The organism is Streptomyces sp. LN549 (assembly GCF_043203805.1).
Taxonomy (GTDB): Bacteria; Actinomycetota; Actinomycetes; order Streptomycetales; family Streptomycetaceae; genus Streptomyces.
Genome location: NZ_JAZHRI010000002.1, coordinates 7,819,595 through 7,833,643, shown reverse-complemented (window position 1 = coordinate 7,833,643; position 14,049 = coordinate 7,819,595). Strand labels below are relative to the sequence as shown.

General features: G+C 71.6%; 14 protein-coding genes. 2 read left to right on the top strand and 12 right to left on the bottom strand.

Annotated elements, in window-relative coordinates:
- Positions 1–154: 154 nt before the first annotated feature.
- The 9 genes from SH922_RS34845 to SH922_RS34805 form a co-directional block, all read right to left on the bottom strand.
- Positions 155–712 carry a GNAT family N-acetyltransferase gene (locus SH922_RS34845; RefSeq protein WP_393062540.1) on the bottom strand — a complete coding sequence of 186 codons (558 nt, stop codon included), beginning with the start codon at positions 710–712 and terminating at the stop codon, positions 155–157.
- Positions 713–771: 59 nt separating this feature from the next.
- The gene (locus SH922_RS34840) at positions 772–1,011 is read right to left on the bottom strand and encodes a DUF1049 domain-containing protein (protein WP_393062539.1); all 240 of its coding nucleotides are present in this window, start codon (positions 1,009–1,011) and stop codon (positions 772–774) included.
- 125 nt (positions 1,012–1,136) lie between these two features.
- Positions 1,137–2,912, bottom strand: coding sequence for a CocE/NonD family hydrolase (locus SH922_RS34835; protein ID WP_393063776.1), 1,776 nt, complete (start codon positions 2,910–2,912; stop codon positions 1,137–1,139).
- Between the two features lie 296 nt (positions 2,913–3,208).
- The gene (locus SH922_RS34830) at positions 3,209–4,153 is read right to left on the bottom strand and encodes an LD-carboxypeptidase (protein WP_393063775.1); all 945 of its coding nucleotides are present in this window, start codon (positions 4,151–4,153) and stop codon (positions 3,209–3,211) included.
- A 41-nt stretch (positions 4,154–4,194) separates the two neighbouring features.
- Positions 4,195–6,180, bottom strand: a complete 1,986-nt coding sequence (locus tag SH922_RS34825; RefSeq protein WP_393062538.1) for a prolyl oligopeptidase family serine peptidase — start codon at positions 6,178–6,180, stop codon at positions 4,195–4,197.
- A 20-nt stretch (positions 6,181–6,200) separates the two neighbouring features.
- On the bottom strand, positions 6,201–7,544 hold the full coding sequence (locus SH922_RS34820; RefSeq protein WP_393062537.1) for a M20/M25/M40 family metallo-hydrolase: 1,344 nt from the start codon (positions 7,542–7,544) through the stop codon (positions 6,201–6,203).
- On the bottom strand, positions 7,537–8,370 hold the full coding sequence (locus SH922_RS34815) for a M55 family metallopeptidase (protein WP_393062536.1): 834 nt from the start codon (positions 8,368–8,370) through the stop codon (positions 7,537–7,539). Before SH922_RS34815 ends, SH922_RS34820 begins: the two co-directional genes overlap by 8 nt.
- 107 nt (positions 8,371–8,477) lie before the next feature.
- Positions 8,478–9,404, bottom strand: coding sequence for a ketopantoate reductase family protein (locus SH922_RS34810; RefSeq protein ID WP_393062535.1), 927 nt, complete (start codon positions 9,402–9,404; stop codon positions 8,478–8,480).
- A 56-nt stretch (positions 9,405–9,460) separates the two neighbouring features.
- Positions 9,461–10,438 carry a zinc-binding alcohol dehydrogenase family protein gene (locus SH922_RS34805; protein WP_393062534.1) on the bottom strand — a complete coding sequence of 326 codons (978 nt, stop codon included), beginning with the start codon at positions 10,436–10,438 and terminating at the stop codon, positions 9,461–9,463.
- A gap of 102 nt (positions 10,439–10,540) precedes the next feature.
- Between SH922_RS34805 and SH922_RS34800 the strand changes: the two genes are divergently transcribed.
- Positions 10,541–10,882 carry an ArsR/SmtB family transcription factor gene (locus SH922_RS34800; protein WP_393062533.1) on the top strand — a complete coding sequence of 114 codons (342 nt, stop codon included), beginning with the start codon at positions 10,541–10,543 and terminating at the stop codon, positions 10,880–10,882.
- A gap of 82 nt (positions 10,883–10,964) precedes the next feature.
- Here the strand turns inward: SH922_RS34800 and SH922_RS34795 are convergent, their stop codons facing one another.
- Positions 10,965–11,966 carry an aldo/keto reductase gene (locus SH922_RS34795; protein ID WP_393062532.1) on the bottom strand — a complete coding sequence of 334 codons (1,002 nt, stop codon included), beginning with the start codon at positions 11,964–11,966 and terminating at the stop codon, positions 10,965–10,967.
- A 151-nt stretch (positions 11,967–12,117) separates the two neighbouring features.
- Here SH922_RS34795 and SH922_RS34790 point away from each other — a divergent pair, with 151 nt between their 5' ends.
- Positions 12,118–13,008 carry a LysR family transcriptional regulator gene (locus SH922_RS34790; RefSeq protein ID WP_393062531.1) on the top strand — a complete coding sequence of 297 codons (891 nt, stop codon included), beginning with the start codon at positions 12,118–12,120 and terminating at the stop codon, positions 13,006–13,008.
- Between the two features lie 10 nt (positions 13,009–13,018).
- On the opposite strand, the gene SH922_RS34785 is transcribed toward SH922_RS34790, so the two are convergent.
- Together SH922_RS34785 and SH922_RS34780 are read right to left on the bottom strand one after the other, a co-directional pair.
- Positions 13,019–13,189, bottom strand: a complete 171-nt coding sequence (locus SH922_RS34785) for a hypothetical protein (protein ID WP_393062530.1) — start codon at positions 13,187–13,189, stop codon at positions 13,019–13,021.
- Between the two features lie 46 nt (positions 13,190–13,235).
- Positions 13,236–13,955, bottom strand: coding sequence for a class I SAM-dependent methyltransferase (locus tag SH922_RS34780; protein WP_393062529.1), 720 nt, complete (start codon positions 13,953–13,955; stop codon positions 13,236–13,238).
- Between the last annotated feature and the right edge of the window lie 94 nt (positions 13,956–14,049).

Genomic DNA, 14,049 nt, shown 5'->3' with positions numbered 1-14,049 from the left:
GACCACGATCAGATCGGCGCGGCGGACCGTGGAGAAGCGGTGCGAGGTGAAGAGTACGACCGCGCCGCTGTCCCGCGAGGCCCGTACGGCCGACCGGTCGAACCGCCCCGGCCACCGACCCGCGTCGCCCCCAGGAGAGCCCGTGCACCGCGCCTCAGCGCATCTCCGCCGTGATCGCCCACCGTTCGTGGTCGCGCCAGGCCCCGTCGATGAACAGGAAGTCCGGCGAGAAACCCTCCAGCCGGAACCCCGCCCTGCGTACCAGGGCGATCGAGGCCGCGTTGTCCGGCTGGACGTTGACCTCCAGCCGGTGCAGGCCGAGCGGTCCGAAGGCGTGTCCGAGGACGAGTTCGAGCCCCTCGCTCATCAGGCCGCGCCCGGCCGCGTGGGCGAAGGCGCCGTAGCCGAGCGCGCCGCAGCGGAATCCGCCCATGACGATGTTGTTGATGTTGATGAACCCGGCGATCGCGCCGTCGGCCGGTTTCCCTGCCGTGCCGTTCCGCTCGCACACGAGGAATCCCGCCCTCGCCGAGTCCTCTATGAGCGCACCCGCGTAGGTGGCGTACGCGGCGGGGTCGGCGGGCGGGAACAGCCAGGGGCGGTGCAGTTCCATGCTCTCGCGGGTCCGGGCGGTGAACTCGTCCGCATCGGCGTGGGTGAAGGGACGGATAGCCGCGCGTGGGCCCTCGGCCAGGTAGGTGGTGTCGGACATCGGGCCAGTCTAGATCTCCGTCGCCCGGACCTGCCGGGCCGGGCGACGGAGGAGGACGCCTACTTGGTGCGCCTGCGGAAGATGTACGCTCCGCACGCCATTCCGGCCAGGAACATGACGATCAGCCACACGTACAGCGGCATGGTCACCAGCGGAACGATGAGCCGGACCTCGACCTCTTCGGTGTTCTCCACGATGAACACGATCGACAGGACCGCGATGATGATGACGAGGATGCGGGCTGGTGTGAACGCACCCGTGCTGCCCTTGCTGCCGCTCGACACGTCCTTCGGGCTCATGAAGCGGCCCCTTCCCTCGTTCTGATGCGCCACCGTCCCCCGGAGCACCAGGATGGCTCCGTCCAGGTGCCGGGGGGCGGTGATGTACGGCCGTTCGGGTGACGGCCGCGACCGGTGCTACCGCATCACCTCACCGTGCCGCCGACCACCGGCAGCTCCAGCACTCCGGTGTCCCCGGGGGCGCTGACGACCGTGACGGGCTTGATGCCGCGGTTGCCGAAGTACGCACTGTCGCTGGCCGCGATCACGAATTCCAGCCGGTGCCCGGCCTCGTACCGGTGGACGATGCCGGGCAGCTGAACGGTGAAGGGCCGGGTCACGTCCGGCACCCGGACCGGCGAGACGAGCCGGTTCACCAGCGTCCTGGTGCCGTCCGGTGCCACGTCGTACACCTTGGCGAACAGGACGAGCTTGTCGGCGGCGTCTCCACTGTTCTGCACACGCTCCGTCTTCGGCGAGACGACCTTCAGCGTGGCCTTCGGGGCCCCGACCACATCGACGGCCGAGGAGAGCGGGGCGCTCGTCCAGCCGAGGTAGGTACCCTTGGTGTCGTACGGTTTCGGGTCGGGCAGTCCGATGAGACCGGCGAGTGAGCTCTCCGAGTGGCTTGTCGGTACCAGCCAGTTGGTGTACTGGCGGCTGCCGCGTGCGACCTTGGCTCGGTTGTCGACGAGCTTGCCGTCGCCGGAGAGGTACATCTTCCGCGTCAGGCCGGGGACGGCATCCGCGGTGCCGTAGCCGCTCTGCCAGTCGCGGTAGTAGGCGAACTCCGGTCCGGTGTCCCTCGTCGGCTCGTGGCGGAGGTAGCGGTCGAACCAGGCGAGGATGCGCCCGCCGACGTAGCTGGTCTCCAGATTGCCCTGACCCAGGTCGAGTTCTCCCTCCGCCTGGCCCCCGCTGTGGCCCCAGGCCTGCCAGATCATCTTGGCCGTCGTCCCCTGCGCCTTGAGGGTCCGGTACGTGGCGGTGGCCTCGTTGAGGTTGAACAGGCTGTCGGCCTGCCCCTGGATCAGGAGGGTGGGCGCCTTGACGTGGTTCAGGTACGAGACGGGCGACACGCTGCGTGCGTAGTCGAGCATGGCGGCGGTCTTGTCGGCCGGGTAACGGCCGGAGTTGAGCAGCCGGATGGTGTCGCAGGCCTGCGCGGCGAAGTGGAGGCAGTTCAGGCTGCCGAAGCGGGACGGGTCGAGGCTGGGGCTGAGGATCGTCTGCCCCTCGCCCATCAGGTAGAAGCCGTTGGTCCACTGCCATTTGAAGACGCCGGCGGTGTCGGAGGAGACGCCCTCGGCCGCACCGGTGTTGTTCGGAGCGAGCGCGTAGCCGAGGTCGTTCCAGGTGATGAGCGGGACGAGGGCGTCGACGCGGGGGTCGACTGCCGCGGTGGCCATCTGAATGGCCCCGCCGTACGAGCCGCCGATCATGCCGACCGTGGGGTCCCCGGGGCCGTCCTGGGTGACGAAGTCCGCCTTGGTGCCGTCGTCGGCGGCGCGTGATCCGCCGAGGAAGTCGACGAGGGCGGCGGCCGCCCTGCCGTCGGTCTCCGGGTCGTCGAGGGTGATGAGGCAGCCGGACTTGCCGAAGCCCAGGCCGGAGTAGACGAGCCCGGCGTAGCCGCGCGAGGCGAACGCCTTGCCGATGCCGTCGGTCGAGCCGTCCGACTTGCTGCCGCCGAAGCCGTTGGTGGCGAGGACGGCGGGCACCGGGTGCCGGGCGTCGGCCCCGGCGGGGCGGTAGAGGTCGGCGTCCACCGTGCAGGAGCGGCCGCCCGCGGACACGGTGAACTTCAGCGGGGTGACGGTGTATTCGGACGCGGCGGCCGTGCCCGCCTGCGCGGTGCCCGCGAGCGCGAGGGGTGCGGCAAGCGCGGCCCCGGCTACGAAGGCGAGTGGTTTGCGGGACAGCGATTTCGACGGCTTCGACGACTTCGACCGGGACCGGGAGCGGGAACCGGAGACAGCACGCGACACGAGGACCTCCACACCGAGAACACCTTACCGACCGGTAAGTACTGGGCCGCGCTCATGCTGTGACACAGGTCATAGCGGTGTCAACGCCCAGGACGGTGATTCCTGAAGGTTGTTCAGCTTCTCCGCATCACGGACCAGTTCGGGCCACGCCCCCGCGCCCCCCGCGCGCGACAGGCGGACAGGGCGAAGGCCCCGGCGTGACGCCGGGGCCTTCGCCGAGCTCCATCCGTTCAGACCAGCGCCGGCACCTCGACCGTGAGCGTGGCCGCGCCTCCGTCCGCCGGCGCGTCCAGAACGGCCGGCACCCCGAGCGGAATCGTCAGCCCGGTGGGGCCGTGCCCGAAGCCGAGCTCCTCGACGACGGGGACTCCCAGCGGGCCGAGCCGGTCGGCGAGCACCGCCCGCACCTGCGCGTACGGCCCGCATCCCGCCCAGGAACCACAGACCACCCCGGCTACGCCGTCGAACGCCCCGGCCCGCATCAGCTGAGTGAGGATCCGGTCGATGCCGTACGGGTCCTCCGTGGTGTCCTCGATGACGAGCAGACCGCCGCGGGCCGATGTGCGGGCGTGCGGGGTGCCGAGGTCGGCGGCGAGCAGGCTCACACAGCCGCCGTACGTGATGCCCCGGGCCCGCCCGGGCACCAGCGCTCTCGCGTCGTCGAGCCCCAGCGTCATCACCGTCTCGGGCTCGAACAGGGTGGCGCGCAGGGACTCCTGCGTCCGCGGGTCCTTCAGGAAGGTCTCCGTACCCACCATCGGGCCGTGCAGCGTCGCGAGCCCCGTCCGCAGGGCGAACGCCTCGTGGAGCACGGTGATGTCGCTGTAGCCGACGAACACCTTGGGCCCGGCGGCCCGCATCGCCGCCCAGTCCACCAGATCGACCATGCGGTGGGCCCCGTATCCGCCGCGGGCGCAGATCACCGCGTCGACGGACGGATCGCACCAGGCGGACTGCAGGTCACGGGCCCGCATCTCGTCCGCACCGCCCAGGTAGTCCAACTCCGGGTGCACGTCCAGCACATGCGGCATCACGACCGGGTCGAGACCCCAGCCGCGCAGGAGGTCGAGGCCGGGCTCCAGACGGTCGACGGGCACCGGTCCGCTCGGTGACACCACGGCGACCCTGGAGCCCGCGCGCAGCCGGGCGGGACGGGTCAGCGGGGCGAGGTTCATTTGTCCGGCCGTCACTGCTTCGGCCGCCAGGTCCTCAGCTGTCACTTCTTCAGCTCCAGCCGCGGCACGTCGGTCCGGTTGATACCGAAGGTCTGGGCGTACAGCGAGAGTTCGGCCTCCAGCGCGCTGATCATGGTCTCGGCGCGCCGGAATCCGTGCCCCTCGCCCGGGTAGGTGAGATAGGCGTGCGGAATGCCGCGCCCCTCGACCGTGGCCAGGAACCGCTCGCACTGCACGGGCGGGCAGATCGGGTCGTCCTCCCCCTGGAGGAGCAGGAAGGGGGTGGTGAGCCCGTCGGTGCGATTGATCGGCGACCTGTCGCGGTAGCGGTCGGGGACCTCGGCGAGCGGGCCGACCAGCGACTCCAGGTACTGCGACTCGAAGTCGTGGGTCTCGTCGGTACCCCAGCCTGTCAGGTCCAGGATGGGGTAGATGATCGTGCCGCAGGCGTAGACGTCGGTCCCGGTCAGCGAGGCGGCGGCGGTCCATCCCCCGGCACTGCCGCCGCGGATGGCGAGCCGTCGGCGGTCGGCGGTGCCCTCATCGGCGAGCGCCCGGGCGACGGCCGAGCAGTCCTCCACGTCGACGACGCCCCACTGCTCGCGCAGCCGGTTGCGGTAGGACCGGCCGTAGCCGGTGGAGCCGCCGTAGTTGACCTCGGCGACGCCGATGCCGCGCGAGGTGAAGTAGGCGATCTCCAGGTCCAGTACGAGTGCGGCGTGGCCCGTCGGGCCACCGTGGGCCCACACCACGTAGGGCGGCAGCTCGTCGTCCGGGCCGGTCCGGTCGGGGCTGTGCGGCGGGTAGACCTGGGCGTGGATCTCGCGGCCGCCGGGCCCGGTGAAGGTGCGGACGGCAGGCTCGGGGTAGTACGCCGGGTCGACCGGGTCCTCGTGCGGTGCACCGATGATCCGGGTGTGCCCGGTCGCCGTGTCCAGCTCCACGATCTCGTAAGCGCTGTGCGGACTCGCCGCGATTCCGATGACCCGGCTGCCCTGCACGGCGAGGGTCTCCGCCCATTCGGTCCAGGGCCCGGCGACGTCGACGAGGTCGCCCGTCTCCGGGTCGAGGATGCCGAGCGTGGTGGAGCCCTTGCCGTGGATTGCGGCGATCAGCCCGTTGTCCAGCGGGCAGAACCAGTTGAGCCCGATCTTCCACAGCGGTCCGGCGAACTCCTCCTCGCGGGGGCAGAGTTCGACCGCGTCCTGCTGCGGATCGGCGCGGTAGAGGTTCCACCAGCCGCTGCGGTCACTGGCGAACAGCAGCTGCCCGTCGGCGGTCCACCTGATCTGCGGTACGGATTCCTCCGGGCCGCCCACGAAGCTCCGGGCGTCGTGGAACGTGCCGTCCTCCCCGATGTCGGCGAGCATCACCTCGGTACCGTCCCACGGCATCCGCGGATGGTCCCAGGCGATCCAGGCCACGCTCCGCCCGTCGGGCGAGACCTCCGGGCCGGTGACGAACCGGTGCCGATCATCGGAGAGTTCACGTACCGCGGACCGGTCGCCGGCCGCCGACCCGTCCAGCGGCACGGCGGCGATGACGCGGCGCACGTCGGTCGGGCCCTCGCCGGTGAACTCCTCCAGGACGCACCAGACCTCGCCTTCCGCACCCCGGTCCGGGTGCAGCCGCGGGTCGGCCCAGCGCAGTCCGCCGCCGACGGAGGAGACGGGGGTGAGCGGCCACGGCTCCCGGGGCCCGTCGGGTGCGTAGGCGTACAGACGCTGGTCGTCGAAGTGGACGAACACGACCAGCGGGCCGCCCTCGGCCCGCTCGGCGCCGGCCCAGGGCCTTCCGCCGTACTCGATGACACGGCTGCGGGCGTTCCACGGCGCGGGCAGCTCCGCCGTGGTGCCGTCCGCCAGCCGGCGGACCAGCGCGCGCCGGCCGGCCTCGGCCGGGCGCGGCTCGGTCCACCACAGCTCGTCGCCGACGGCCCCGACGTACTCGGGGCGGCCGTCGCGGGAGGCGGCCAGCGCGGCGCCGATCGGTGACGGCCAGGTTCCGTAGGCCCCTGTGGATACCATGATCAATTCCCCCGAGCGGTTCAGGCGGTACGCAGATAGTGGTCCAGGACCCGGACGCCGAAGTGCAGCGCCTCCACGGGGACACGCTCGTCCACGCCGTGGAAGAGGGCCTGGTAGTCGAAGCCGACGGGCAGCTTCAGCGGTGAGAAGCCGTAGCCGGTGATACCGAGCCGGGAGAACTGCTTGGCGTCGGTTCCCCCGGACATGCTGTACGGGACGACATGGCCGTCCGGGTCGAACCGCTCCACCGCGGCGCGGAGTTTGGCGTACGTGGGCGAGTCGACCGGCGCCTGGAGGGGCACCTCTCGGTGGTGGAACTCCCATTCGACCGAGGGGCCTGTCAGCCGGTCGAGGGTGGCACGGAACTCGTCCTCACCGCCGGGCACCATCCGGCCGTCGATGAAGGCGGTGGCGTGGCCCGGGATCACGTTGACCTTGTAACCGGCTTCCAGCATCGTCGGGTTGGAGCTGTTGCGGATGGTCGGCGCGACGAGGTCGGCGGCCGGTCCGATCTTGCCGAGGAGTTCGTCCACGTCGAAGCCGGGGGCGTCGAGGTCGGGGTGGATGCCGTGCAGTGCGGCGATCTCGGTGAGCGCGGCGCGGACCGTGGGGGTGAGGCGGACCGGCCACTCGTGCGTGCCGATCCGGGCGACGGCCGCGGCGAGAATGCTGACCGCGTTCGCGTGGTTGACCTTTGAGCCGTGCCCCGCCTTGCCGTGGGCGGTGAGCTTGAGCCAGCCGGTGCCGCGCTCGCCGGCCGCGATGGGGTACAGCGGCAGGTTCGGTCCGGCATGGAAGGTGAAGGCGCCCGACTCGCTGATGCCTTCCGTGCATCCCTCGAAGAGGGCGGCGTGCCGGTCGGCGAGGAAGCCGGAGCCGTCGTCGGCGCTGGCCTCCTCGTCGGCGGTGTACGCGATCACGATGTCGCGGCGGGGGCGGATGCCGGCCCTGGCCCAGAACCGGACGACGGCGAGGATCATCGCGTCCATGTTCTTCATGTCGATGGCGCCGCGGCCCCAGACGACTCCGTCGCGCACCTCGCCGGAGAAGGGATGCACGGTCCAGTCGTCGGCTTCGGCGGGCACCACGTCCAGATGACCGTGGACCAGGAGGGCGTCCGCGGACGGGTCGGTGCCCGGGATCCGGGCGACCACGTTCGTGCGGCCGGGGGTGCGCTCCAGCAGCGTCGGCTCGAGGCCTGCGGCGGCCAGCCGCTCGGCGACGTACTCGGCGGCGGGGCGTTCGCGGCAGTCACCGCCGCCCCGGTTGGTGGTGTCGATGCGGATCAGTTCGGAGGTGAACGTCACCGATTCGTCGAGCGCGAGGGCGTCGACGCTGTCCTTGGGAGTGCTCGCCTCAGCCATACTGTTCCTCCACGGCGGACGACACGATGGTCGTCACCGCCTTGAACGTGCGGATACCTTCGTACATCGTCGCGCTGGTGTAGGCGACACGCCTCTCGCCGGAGGCCCCCACACCGGGCACGACCGTGGCCGCGGCGGCCAGGTGTTCGGCATCGAACTCCAGCTCCACGGTGAACGGGCCGCCGTCGACCGGTGTGTACCGCCCGGCGAGCGCGGCCGCCTCCTTGGCCGCCGCACGGATGTCGGCGGCGGTACGGGCGGGGGTGCGGCAGACCGCGGCGTAGCGCGACACGTAGTCCTTGACGGCGACCGTCCGCGCGTCGGGGGCGTAGCCCTCGGCGTCCACACAGGTCAGGTCGTCGCCGGTGACGAGGACGACGGGGACGCCGTACTCCGCGGCCACATGGGCGTTGAGCAGGCCCTCGCTGGCCCTGACCCCGTTCAGCCACACGCCGGTGATGGAGTTGGCCAGAAAGGTGTGGGCCAGGACGCCCTCCGTACCGGCGCCCGTGTGGTAGCCGATGAAGGCGACGGCGTCGACGTCGCCGTGCTGGATGCCCTCCACCATGCTGAGCGACTTGTGCCTGCCGGTGATCATCTGGACCCGGTCGTCGAGCTGCTCCAGCAGCAGGTTGCGCATGGTCCAGTGGGCCTCGTTGACGAGCACTTCGTCGGCGCCCCCGTCATAGAAGCCGAGGGCGGCCGCGTTGACGTCGGAGGTGAACAGGGAGCGGCACCGCTCCCACTGGGGTGTACCGGGCAGCACATCCGCCGGCCAGGTCACGCCGGTGGCGCCTTCCATGTCGGCGCTGACGAGGATCTTCATGCCGACACACGGTACGCGCCGATGAACGTGCAGGCCAGGGTGGCCCCGGCCTCCAGAGGTCCATTCCACTGAAGGCCGCGGGCCCGGGCGCGCCGGCCCCGGAATTCTCAGCTGTCACATGCGGTGCGGTGTTCGTGGACGCGCAGGTTCAGCGTGACGAGGTCGAGCAGCGGAGTGCCGACGGACAGGAGCCGGGCCCGGTCGACCAGGTCACCGAAGACCTGCTCGGCCTCGGTCGGGGCGCCCTGGACGACGTCGCGGTACAGCGAGGCGGTGAGGGGCGATCCCTCCGTGGTCAGCATCGCGGCCACGGCGTCGAGTTCCTTCTCCCGGACGGGGTGGCCCGCGGCGGCCGCGACGGCCGCGCACTCGGCCAGGAGCGCGGTCACGAATGCGCGTCCGCCGGGTACGGCGCGGACGTCGCCGACGGTGCCGCGCATCAGACAGGTCAGCCCTGCCAGGGTGCTGATGAACACCCACTTGCTCCACATCGCCGCGAGGATGTCCTCGGGCTGGTACGTGTCGATGCCCGCGTCGGCGAGGACGGCGGCGATCGCCTTCACCCGCGGGGACGTGCCGCCCTGCTGCTCGCCGATCGTCAGGCTGGCGACCGGGGCGAGGCGCACGATGTCCCCTTCATCGTTCAGCGTGGTGATGATCTTGGCGACGCCGCCCAGCACCACCTTCTCGCCGAACCGGTCGTTGAGCCGCGACAGGTGCGCCATGCCGTTGAGCAGGGGCACGATCGCGGTCGTCGGCCCGACGGCCGGCGCGATGTCGTCGAGGGCCCCGTCCAGGGCCGTGGCCTTCACCGAGAGCAGCACCAGGTCGTAGGTGCCGGAGAGCTGGTCGGCGGTGACGAGCCGGGGCGTGAGCGCCTCCTCCTCCCCCAGCCCGGTGATGCGCAGGCCCCGCTCACGGAGGGCGGCGGCGCGGCGCGGTCGGACCAGGAAGGTGACGTCCTTGCCCGCCTGCGCGAGCCGGGCGCCGAAGTAGCCGCCGGTGGCTCCGGCTCCCACAACCAGAATCTTCATGTACGTGCACCTTCCGGAGTCCGTGAGCAGGGGGTGGAGACACGGGACGGGATCAGTCAGCCGCCGATACGCAGGAGCAGCTTGCCGGTCGACGTACGCCCCTCCATCAGCAGGTGTGCATCGGCAGCGTCCGCCAGCGCGAACTCGGCCGTCACCGGAAGATCCACGTGCCCGTCGCTCACGGTACGGAAGGCGCGCTCCGCGACGGTACGCAGGGTCGCGGGGTCGTTCGCGGCCAGTTCCAGGATCGAGAAGCCGGCCACCGACCTGCTCCCCGGGTAGAGCTCGCCCTGCCCGGCACTCCAGGGCTGTGCGCCGCCCGCGTTGCCGAAGGAGACCAGGCGCCCGAAGACGGCGAGCGCTTCGATGCCGCGCCGCAGGGTGTCCCCGCCGACCGGGTCGAGCACCAGGTCGACGCCCCGGCCACCGGTGGCGCGGCGGACCTCGTCCCACACGGTCTCGCCGACGAACACCTCGTCGTAGCCGTGGGCGAGGGTGTAGTCGGCCTTCGCGGCGGAGGACACGACCCCGTACACGGCCCCGGCACCCGCGAGCCGGGCCAACTGCCCGGCCACCGTGCCGACCCCGCCGGCCGCACCCTGCACCAGCACGCTCTCCCCGGTCCGCAGCCGCCCGACCTCGTGGAGCAGGGCGTGCGCGGTCGGCAGCACAGTGGGGAGGGTGGCGCCGGTGCGCAGGTCCATGCCGTCGGGGAGCGGGAGGACAGTGGCGGCCGGTGCCGCCACCACGTCCGCGTATCCACCGCCGTCGAGGAACGCCGCGACCTCCTGTCCGGGGCTCAGCCCCACGACTCCCTCGCCGACGGCTCGAACCCGGCCCGAGACCTCCAGGCCGGGGACGAAGGGCAGTTGAGGCACCCGGTACCCCACCGCCCTGGCCTTGAGGTCGGCGAAGTTGACGCCGGCGTAGGCGACGTCGATGGTGACCTGACCGGCACCGGGCTCGGGTGCGACCGCCTCGACGACCGTCAGCACCTCGGGCCCTCCGTACTCCTTGAACTCGACCGCACGCATGGCAGACCGCCCTCCGGGAGAAGTGTTCAATGAAAAGCGAACACTCGGAGTGTAAGATATTCATCGAACACTCAGCAAGGCCGAGGACACGGGGAGCGGGACATGCCCAACCAGCCTGCGAGCAGCGGACACCGCGCCGCTCCCGTGCACACCGACCCCGCGGAGGTCTCCGTGCTGGGAGCCCTGTCCGCACTGGCCGATCCGGTCCGCCTCCAGCTGGTCCGCGACCTGGCGGGCTCCGAGGACTGGACCCGCACCTGCGGCAGCTTCGACGTACCCGTCGGCAAGGCTGCCCTCAGTCATCATTTCTCGGTACTGCGCGGGGCGGGTCTGGTGGAACAGCGCGACATGGGCCCCAAACGGGTCAACCGTCTGCGCCGCGAGGAGTTCGAGGCCCGCTTCCCGGGCCTGCTGGCCCTGTTGCTGCGGCCGGACGAGGCCTGAGCCGGTCGGTCACCCGGGCGCGGCGCGGTGCGCACGAAGAGGCCGGCGCCTCCGCGAACGGGGGCACCGGCCTCTTCGTGGTTCAGCGGCGCTCCGGGCCCTTCAGCAGCTTCTCGATCCTGGCGAGTTCCTTGTCACCGAACTCGAGGTTACGGACCGCCTCGACGCTGTTCTCCAGCTGGGCGACGCTGCTCGCGCCGACCACCGCGGAGGTGACCCGGCCGCCGCGCAGCACCCAGGCCAGCGCCATCTGGGCCAGCGACTGGCCGCGCTCGGAGGCCAGTTGGTCCAGTTCACGGAGCCGGCCGACCAGCTCGGGCGTGACCGCCGCGGCCGACAGGAAGGGGCTGGTGCCCGCGGCCCGCGAGCCCTCGGGAATGCCGCGGAGATAGCGGTCGGACAGGATGCCCTGTTCCAGCGGCGAGTAGGCGATGGAGCCGACACCCAGCTCGTCCAGGGCCGCGAGCAGGCCGTCCTCGACCCAGCGGTCCAGCATCGAGTACCGCGGCTGGTGGATCAGCAGCGGGGTGCCGAGGTCCTTCAGGATCCGGGCGGCCTCCCTCGTCTGCTCGGCCGAGTAGTTGGAGACACCCACGTAGAGCGCCTTGCCCTGCTGCACCGCCGAGTGGAGGGCCCCCATCGTCTCTTCGAGCGGGGTCTCCGGGTCGGGCCGGTGGGAGTAGAAGATGTCGACGTAGTCGAGGCCGAGGCGGGTCAGGCTCTGGTCCAGCGAGGAGAGGAGGTTCTTGCGCGAGCCCCACTCCCCGTACGGACCGTCCCACATCAGATAGCCGGCCTTGGTGGACACGATGATCTCGTCCCGGTGCCGGGCGAAGTCCGTCCCCAGCGCGCGGCCCATCGCGGTCTCGGCGGAGCCCGGCGGCGGGCCGTAGTTGTTCGCCAGGTCGAAGTGGGTGATCCCGAGGTCGAACGCCCGGCGCAGGATCTGCCCCTGGGACTCCGGCGTCCGGTCACCGCCGAAGTTGTGCCACAGACCGAGCGAGAGGGCGGGCAGCTTCAGACCGCTGCGCCCGGTGCGCCGGTACGGCATGTCCTGGTAGCGGCCGGCGGACGGGATGTACATGCGGGACTCCACAGGAGAGATCGTTCCGGTCGCCCGGGACGGAGCCGGGAGGCTTCGCGCCGGGAGAGGTGCAGGGGTCCAGGCTCGCTCACAACGATCCAGCAGTCCAACAGGAGATTCCGCTGGGATTCAGCGCCTATATTTCTCAATCATGGAGTTGCGCCAGCTGGAACATTTCGTCGCCGTCGCCCAGGAACAGCATTTCACCCGGGCCGCCGAGCGCGTCGCCGTGTCGCAGTCCGGGCTCTCCGCCTCCGTCCGGGCCCTGGAGCAGGAGCTGCGGACCCCGCTGTTCAGCCGGACCACCCGCAGTGTGCGGCTGACCGAGGCCGGGCGCGCCCTGCTGGTGGAGGCCGAACGCACCCTGGCGGGCGCACGGGCGGCCAAGGACGCCGTCGACGCCGTACGGGGACTGCTGCGCGGCACCCTGTCGGTGGGCGTGGAGCAGTGCGTGGCCGGGGTGAGCCTGCCCCGGCTGCTCGCCGCCTTCCACCGCGCACACCCGCACATGGAGATCCGGCTCCGCCAGGAGGGGACGACGAACCTGGTGGACGGGGTGGCCGGCGGGCGGCTCGACATCGCCTTCGCCGCCACGGTCTCCCCCGTGGAGTGGCGCGGCGAGCTGGTCCCGCTGGCCCGTGAGCCCATGGTCCTGCTGTGCGCGCCCGGGCACCGGCTGGCCTCGGCCGACCGGGTCGGGTGGGACGAGCTGCCGGGTGAGGCGTTCATCGACTTCCATCCGGACTTCGGTCCGCGCCGTGCGGCCGACGAGGCGTTCGCGGCGGCCCGGGTGCGCCGCACGGTGGCGCTGGAGGTCAACGACGTACACAGCCTGCTGGAGCTGGTTCACGAGGGGCTCGGCATCGCGGTGGTGCCGCACCACTTCTCCCGCAAGCCCGAGGCCCGGGGTCTGGCGGCGGTGCCGCTCGACGGGGCGGACCAGCCGTACTACGAGAGCGTCGTGGTGCTTCCGGCGGCGCAGGCGATGAGCCCGGGGGCACGGGCGCTGATGGCGCTCGTACGGGAGGGGACCGGGCACTGAGGCACTGCGGTCAACCGCTCAGCGCCTCGGCGAACGCCCCGTCCTCCTGCTCGACGCCGCTGCAACTGTCGCTCGCCTTCGACGAGTCCTCGCCCGTGCACGGCCGGTCGCGGAAGGCCGCCCACAGGGAGAGGGCACCGACGCCCTCACGCCGCCGCGACTGCTGCCGTGAAGGACGCATCCGGCCCCGGGCGGACTCCTCGCCCGGGGCCGGTACGCGCCCCGGATCAGCGGGCGGCCAGGACGAACCACCGCGCCGGCAGGTCGATCCGGGTTCCGTCGGGCAGGTACTCGGTCTGCGGCAGCGCCGTGTCACCGCTGTCCAGGGTGGTAAGCCCGGCCGCCCGCAGCACCTCCGGCACCTCCTCGTCGGTGGCGCTCGCCGGTTTCAGCCCGTGCTCGAAGACGCGTCGCAGCTTCTCGGGCGGCCCGTCCGGCCCCTGTGCGGCCCGCTGCAGCACGTCCTTGGAGGCCGGGGTCAGCTCGGCGACGAACGCCCGGCCGCGCTCCCCCAGCAGCGTCGCCACGGCCGCCGCGACCGCGGGCCTGGCCTCGGGTTCGCTCTGGTGGATGACCGCCCGCATGTAGACGTTCGCATCGCCGATCCGCCCGTGCAGGGAGCGCACGGCGTCGCCGTCGACCAGGTCCAGCTGAGCGAACTCGGCGATGCCTTCGGGATCCGCCCGCCGGGCGTGGCCGATCGCCGCGTGCGAGAGGTCCACGCCGATCGCACGGGCGAACCGGGTGGCGAGATAGCGGGTCTGGGTGCCGTTTCCGCAGCCGAGGTCGACGACGGGCAGTGAGACATCGGCGTACGGCAGGAACAGCTCGCTGTGCGGTGCGGCGCTCAGCGAGGGGTCGGCGTCCCAGATCGCCTCGCCTGGTGTGTCCGAGGTGGTCGACCAGAAGCCTTCCCACGCCTCGCGGTATCCCTGCGACACATCCATGCGCACTCCCAAGTCCGGCCGTCCAGAGGCTCTTCGCTCAGCAACGGACTACCGCCTTCCGCTGTTCCGGGCAAGGGTGCGCACACGGTCGAGG

Coding starts and splice junctions, on each gene's coding strand:
- SH922_RS34845 (WP_393062540.1), bottom strand. CDS start 712: ATGTCCGACACCACCTACCTGGCCGAGGGCCCACGCGCGGCTATCCGT.
- SH922_RS34840 (WP_393062539.1), bottom strand. CDS start 1,011: ATGAGCCCGAAGGACGTGTCGAGCGGCAGCAAGGGCAGCACGGGTGCG.
- SH922_RS34830 (WP_393063775.1), bottom strand. CDS start 4,153: ATGAACCTCGCCCCGCTGACCCGTCCCGCCCGGCTGCGCGCGGGCTCC.
- SH922_RS34825 (WP_393062538.1), bottom strand. CDS start 6,180: ATGGTATCCACAGGGGCCTACGGAACCTGGCCGTCACCGATCGGCGCC.
- SH922_RS34820 (WP_393062537.1), bottom strand. CDS start 7,544: ATGGCTGAGGCGAGCACTCCCAAGGACAGCGTCGACGCCCTCGCGCTC.
- SH922_RS34815 (WP_393062536.1), bottom strand. CDS start 8,370: ATGAAGATCCTCGTCAGCGCCGACATGGAAGGCGCCACCGGCGTGACC.
- SH922_RS34810 (WP_393062535.1), bottom strand. CDS start 9,404: ATGAAGATTCTGGTTGTGGGAGCCGGAGCCACCGGCGGCTACTTCGGC.
- SH922_RS34805 (WP_393062534.1), bottom strand. CDS start 10,438: ATGCGTGCGGTCGAGTTCAAGGAGTACGGAGGGCCCGAGGTGCTGACG.
- SH922_RS34800 (WP_393062533.1), top strand. CDS start 10,541: ATGCCCAACCAGCCTGCGAGCAGCGGACACCGCGCCGCTCCCGTGCAC.
- SH922_RS34795 (WP_393062532.1), bottom strand. CDS start 11,966: ATGTACATCCCGTCCGCCGGCCGCTACCAGGACATGCCGTACCGGCGC.
- SH922_RS34790 (WP_393062531.1), top strand. CDS start 12,118: ATGGAGTTGCGCCAGCTGGAACATTTCGTCGCCGTCGCCCAGGAACAG.
- SH922_RS34785 (WP_393062530.1), bottom strand. CDS start 13,189: ATGCGTCCTTCACGGCAGCAGTCGCGGCGGCGTGAGGGCGTCGGTGCC.
- SH922_RS34780 (WP_393062529.1), bottom strand. CDS start 13,955: ATGGATGTGTCGCAGGGATACCGCGAGGCGTGGGAAGGCTTCTGGTCG.